Genomic DNA, 2,563 nt, shown 5'->3' with positions numbered 1-2,563 from the left:
ATACGAAAGATCGTTAATGAACTCAATGGAAACACTAAGACAACAAAGACTTTCATTCAAGAAAAAAAGAGAAGATGAATTAAATACCGTTTATGAATTCGAAAATGATGAAAATTTTACACTGATTATTGGATATACAAACGGTGGATTTCCATACGGACTGTCTCACGAAGAATAAAGTACGACGGCACAACAATGGCTATAATTAATACGGGTTTAATGCTTAGCCCAAAGTTCAAAGCCTTTAACGAAGTCAGCCAAATCTTTTGATTTGGCTTTAGAAATGAAAAGATAAAACAAAATAAAAAGATTTGGCTAAGTGCTTAATCGAAAGTTCACTACTTTTAATTCCCGTACTAACCATAGCCGAGTCGTTAGCCACAAGCTGAAAAAAAATACCGAATGAAAAGAAAAGAAAGAGGTTCAGAATGGAGATTGTGGGATTTACATATTCATACACCTGAATCAATCTGTCAAGACTACAAGAACACGCCTGAAAATTGGGAGAAATTCATTAGTTGTTTGGAAAATCTACCAGAAGAAGTTAAAGTTGTTGGTATTACTGATTATTATTTCATTGATGGCTATGAAAAGGTAATGTCATATAAAAACAGTGGCAGACTCAAAAACCTTGATAAAATATTACCTATTTTAGAATTTAGAATTGACACCTTTGGGAGTGGAAACCAAAATAATCTGCAAAAAATAAACTTGCATATTTTGTTTGATGTAGACGAATCAAAACTCGCAAGTGAGATTACTAAAATCCGAGAAGAGTTTATAGATAACATTAAGATTTCAAGACTCGAACAAACAAAAAAATTATCAAAAGCGAACTTTAGTGAGATTGGTGGTACACTTAAAGGTGGATTTGAATCGTTAATCCCTTCAACAGAAGAAGTTTTAGGATTGATTAATTCAACAACTTGGAAAGACAAAACATTTCTTTTTCTTGGATATAAAGAGTGGAGTAACCTAGAGAAAAACCAACAGTTAAAACCCTTAAAAGACCACTTATACTCACAAGTAAAGGCGTTTTTTAGTAATAATGTAGAAACAAATGAACAAAATCAAAATTGGTTAAATGAATTTGGAAATAAAAAATTACTACACTCACTCGATATTCATTCATTCAAAGATTTAGACACTTTTGAATTTGAAGAAAACGGAACTAAAAAGGCCACAATAAATTACCATTGTCATACTTGGATTAAGGCTGACCCAACTTTTAATGGAATAAAACAAATTGGATACGAACCTGAAGAGCGAGTATCAATTGAACAAATAAGACCACAAGAAAAAGCAGGTTATCAAGCTATAGATTCTGTAACTCTTACACATACTGATTTCACAAATCAAACATTATACTTAAATCAAAATCTCAATTGTATAATTGGTGGCAGGTCAACAGGGAAATCTGTATTACTTGGAGCAATTGCGAAAAAGCTGAATTGCGACAAGCCTGTTAAATTTGGTAATCAAGAGTACACGGATTTCGTAAACGCGATAGTTTCAGGTCTTTCTATTACTTGGAAAGATGGTGTTGAAAACAACGATAGAAATATCGAATATTTCCCGCAAAGCTATATGTATCAATTAGCCAAAAATAGAAATGGCGAATTAGATAATTTAGTAGAAGAAATCATAAAACAAGATGCAACAAAGAATCAGTTAATTACAAACTATGATTCCTTTTCAAGTGAAAACAATTCAGACATAACTACCAAAATCAATAAGCTATTTCAATTACAAGAAGACCTCGGTAAACGGAAGCTTAAACTGAAAGAAAAAGGAGACGAAAAAGGCATAAAAAGTGAAATTGAAAAACTTACTAAAGAGCTTTCTGAACTAAAACTTAAAATTCAAATAAACGAGCAAGAACTTGAAGAATATAATAGACTTAAATTACAACTTGACGAAATTACAAAGTCAAATGAAAATTATAGTTCTCAAGTTTCTAAAATTCAATCGTTAAAAGAGAAATTCTTCATAAATAAAGATATTGATTTTGACATAGTTTCTTTAAATGATTTTAATAGGTCTTCGGTAAAATTATCTTTTGAGAAGTTAAAAGACAAATTCCAACTCGAATGGAATTCTGAATTAGATAAGATTTGTGAAAAAAACATTTCAATCATAAAATCAAATAGTCTATTAATCTCTGAAATCGAGAAAAACGCTAATTATGTCAAAGGAATTGAAACTTTTAAGAATAATAAGCAATACAAAGAAGCAGAAGAAAAACTTAAAACACAGAGAGACAAATTGTTAGACATTACCTTAATTAAAAAAGAAATTGAGGAATTTGTATTACAGATTGAGAGTTTCAAAACTTCAATAAAACAAGCACATCGAAATTTTTATATAAAAATTGAGGAAATAAAAGAAAGCCTCAAAATATCGGAAGGAAACTTAGAAATTTTGGCTTTCCCTAAACTAAAAACATTTGAATTCAAAGAACTTCTAAATTGGAGTATTAATCAACAAAGTGATGAAGGGAAAAGGATTGTAAATACACAAATTGAAAATAAGGTAGAAGACTATTTTAAAGTAACAAATGAAA

General features: G+C 30.0%; 1 protein-coding gene. It reads left to right on the top strand.

Annotated features, from left to right (window positions below; translation table 11 throughout):
- Nucleotides 1–402 precede the first annotated feature (402 nt).
- On the top strand, nucleotides 403–2,563 hold a 2,161-nt coding region (locus CXF67_RS09255), incomplete at its 3' end, for a hypothetical protein (protein ID WP_102088498.1).

Source organism: Psychroflexus sp. MES1-P1E (assembly GCF_002836055.1).
Classification (GTDB): Bacteria; Bacteroidota; Bacteroidia; order Flavobacteriales; family Flavobacteriaceae; genus Psychroflexus.
The sequence above is the reverse complement of the archived record's forward strand: the minus strand, read 5'-3'. Positions and strand labels throughout refer to the sequence as shown.